This window comes from Mycobacterium sp. (assembly GCF_049683355.1).
Classification (GTDB): domain Bacteria; phylum Actinomycetota; class Actinomycetes; order Mycobacteriales; family Mycobacteriaceae; genus Mycobacterium.
Window position 1 is genome coordinate 1 of sequence record NZ_JBAUJB010000478.1, and the last position, 3,137, is coordinate 3,137.

Annotated in this window: 3 protein-coding genes and 2 pseudogenes; 1 reads left to right on the forward strand and 4 read right to left on the reverse strand. The window is 71.7% G+C overall.

Annotated features, from left to right (window positions below; all coding sequences use genetic code 11):
• The 3 genes from WA944_RS26795 to mshB all read right to left on the reverse strand — a co-directional run.
• Positions 1-150, reverse strand: a 150-nt coding sequence (locus WA944_RS26795) for a hypothetical protein (RefSeq protein WP_526647511.1), incomplete at its 3' end; no start/stop codon positions are given.
• A 144-nt stretch (positions 151-294) separates the two neighbouring features.
• Complete coding sequence (locus WA944_RS26800) at positions 295-732, reverse strand: hypothetical protein (protein WP_526375858.1); 438 nt, start codon at positions 730-732, stop codon at positions 295-297.
• Between the two features lie 116 nt (positions 733-848).
• Positions 849-1,700, reverse strand: a complete 852-nt coding sequence (gene mshB / locus WA944_RS26805) for an N-acetyl-1-D-myo-inositol-2-amino-2-deoxy-alpha-D-glucopyranoside deacetylase (protein WP_526375860.1) — start codon at positions 1,698-1,700, stop codon at positions 849-851.
• 60 nt (positions 1,701-1,760) lie between these two features.
• Here mshB and WA944_RS26810 point away from each other — a divergent pair.
• A pseudogene (locus WA944_RS26810) lies at positions 1,761-2,696 on the forward strand (chloride channel protein); the annotation flags it as partial.
• On the opposite strand, the pseudogene WA944_RS26815 reads toward WA944_RS26810, so the two are convergent.
• Positions 2,691-3,137: pseudogene (locus WA944_RS26815) on the reverse strand (ABC transporter family substrate-binding protein); the annotation flags it as partial. The pseudogenes WA944_RS26810 and WA944_RS26815 sit on opposite strands and share 6 nt — an antisense overlap.

Below are 3,137 nucleotides of genomic sequence, written 5' to 3' on the forward strand. Positions count from 1 at the left end.
CAGCGCGACCGCGGCCTCGTCGACGTTGAGCGCCACCCCGTCGCGGGCGCGCCGCAGCACCCGCCTCATGGCGGCCGGACTCGCTGCGCCCGACTTCGGCGGAACGGCGGGGGTGGGCAGGTCGGCGCCACGCTGGGTGTTCAGAGCCACTTCCCTGTAACTCCGGAGTCGTCGCGGATCATCCGCGCGTCTCACTATCTGAAACCGAGTGCGCGCGACATGCCCCTGACATAGACGTCACAGTAGTCATCCGGCGACGGCGCCGGGGTCCGCCCCGTCGATCGGGTGCCCGGATCAGCCCGCGGGTGTCGAATGCCGCACCAGCACCCAGGCACCGGGCAGCGCTCCCAGCGCGATCAGCAGCAGCGGGGCGAACTCCATGATCCCGGTGCCGCCGAAGACGATGTCATCGCCCGGACCACCGAAGGTGAACACCAGCACGGTCAGCAGCCACGTCCACAGCGGCAGCGCCGCCAGCCGGGGACTCGGCGTCCACTGCAGCGCCGCCCACACCAACAACGCGTTGAGGACCCCGCTGAGCAGCGCACTGACCGGCAGCGGCACCGGGCCGATCCGCAGGGGCAGGAAGAAGACCGCCATCAGCGCAGAGAACACCCCGTCGGCGCCGATCAGGACCAGCATCGCGAGACGGAGCCGGCCCGAGGCCGGCGTGAACGTCGCTGTCAGGTCGGGATGCTGTCGAGCACGGAGACGAGCGAACCCACGACCCACTGGAAGCTGTCGAGGCGGTCCTGCCAGTGCTGCAGGTTGGGATCCAGGTCCGGGTCCATGTGCTTCCCCTCAGTGCGACCAATCGGTTACGCGCAGCTTACCCGGTCATCTCCTCGCTAACCGAGCTTCAGCCCGGCCAGCAAGTCGGATTCCCAACCGCGGTCGTCGCGTTCGCCGGGCGCACCCGCGGCCAGGACATAGTGCTCCCACCCGTCGATGGGTAGCGCGATGCCGTTCGACAGTGCGCCGGCCCTGCCGTCCGCGGACACGCTCACCTGCGTCTGATGCGCGCGCAGCGCCGCGACCTTCGCCGGAAGGTGCGCACGGACGTCCAGCGCCGCATCGATCGCGTCGTCGGCGAAGCCGAAGGGAAGGTCGGCGCCGGTGACCCGCGTCCACTCCTCCGGCACGTCGGTGAGCGCCTCCAACCCGGCGGTCATCGCCGACGTCGACATCACCGTCCAGTACACCCTCGGCACCTGCCAGTCAGCCGCCTGAAGCGCCGGCGTCGTCACCCGGTGCACGTGCACGTGGTCGGGGTGCCCGTAGCCGCCGTCCGGGTCGTAGGTGACGACGACGTGCGGACGCAGGTCGTCGATCACCGCGGCCATCGCGGCCGCTTGTTCGCTGAGATCCCCGTCGACGAACCGTTCCTGGTGCCGCTTCGGGGTGCCCTCCATGCCCGAGTCGCGCCAGCGCCCGGGCCCGCCGAGGAAACGCGGGCGGTCCACCCCGAGCGCGGTCAACGCCGCCGTCAGCTCACCGATGCGGTAGCCGCCCAGCTGGTCTGCCCGGTCGACGGCGAGTTGCGCCCACTGCTCACCGATCACCTCCCCCTCCTCGCCGAGCGTGCACGTGAGCACCTGCACCTGCGCGCCGCGGGCGACGTAGTGCGCGATGGTCGCGCCGGTGGTGAGCGTCTCGTCGTCGGGATGGGCATGGACAAAGAGCAGCCGCGCGGTCTCCATCCGACCAGCTTGCCAACTCTTCACGCTCCACGGGCGCCCGGTCTGGCATACATTCGGGCCGTGACGCGGCGCACCGTTGAGTTCGGCTGCGCGGTCGTCGTCATCGGCCTGCTCGCCGGGGTCGCCGGAGCGGCGACGACGCTGCTGCTGCACGCGGTCGAGCATCTGACCTATCGCTACTCCTTCGGCACCTTGCTGACCGGGGTGGACCGCCCGATCCCCCGGCTGGCCATGTCGCTCGACGCCGGCCTGCAGGTGCTGCTGGTCGGGTCGGGGGCGTCCCTGGGCCGTGAGGGCGCGCCGCGGCAACTGGCCGCCGCGTGGGGTGATCTGGGCACCTCGCGGTGGGCGCTGACCGCCCGCGACCGCGAGATCCTGCTGGCGTGTGCCGCCGGTGCCGGCCTGGGCGCGGTGTATAGCGTGCCGCTGGGGGGTGCGGTGTTCGCCGCCCGCATCCTGCTGGGCTCGTGGCATCCGCGGGTGTGGGGCACCGCGCTGATCACGTCGAGCCTGGCGGTTGCGGTGGCCGCGCCCGTCACCCACCTCGAGCACGCCCTGGTGTGGCCCGACGCCGAACTGTCCTACCTGTTCGGGTTCCTGGCGTTGGCGCTGGCGCCGCTGTCGGTCGTCGTGGGTCTGGCCTTCGATCGGATGTTGTCGGCTGCCAAACCCAGGGTGCTGCCGCAGTCGGCGACGTTGATCCCGGCCATCGCCGCGGCCGGACTGCTGACCGGCATCTGCTCGATCTGGCTGCCGGAGCTGCCCGGCAACGGCCGCAGCATTCTCGAGGTCAGCACGAACAGCGGGCTGACGCTCGGCTCGGCCGCGGCCATCCTGCTGTTGAAACCGCTGCTGACCGCATGCTTCCTGCGAGCGGGGGCGGTGGGCGGGCTGCTCACGCCCGCGCTGGCGACGGGCGCGGCCGCGGGGTCACTGGTCGGGCTGGGCCTCAACCAGTGGACCGGCACAGACCTGCACGTGGCGGCGTTGTCACTGGGGCAGCTTGACCCAGTTGCCGGCGTCGCCGACGATGCCGACCGGCACCGCGCCGGTCAGGCTGACGTTCTGCAGCCTCGGACCCGCCGCGACGATCGTGGTGTCCTGGATGATCGGCAACACCGTCCACATGTCCCACAGCCGCGGCTCGACCGCGTCGATCACGTCGCCGACATCGGCGGTGCCGCGCAGCGCGGCGTCGATCCGCGGCTGGATGGTGCGGTCGCAGATACCGCTGATGTTGCTCGGCGCCTGGACGAGCTCATCGCTGTCTGGCTCCGCCGTCGGCGGTGGCGTGGTGGCGGTTGCGGGCGACCGCGGCGGCGGTCGCGACGGGGACGGCTGGGCGGACGGCGATGGAGACGGCGACGGCGTGCTCACCGGCTGCGCCGGGACCGGCGTCGCCTCCAACGCGGGGCAGCCGTAGCGCGACGCCAGCGC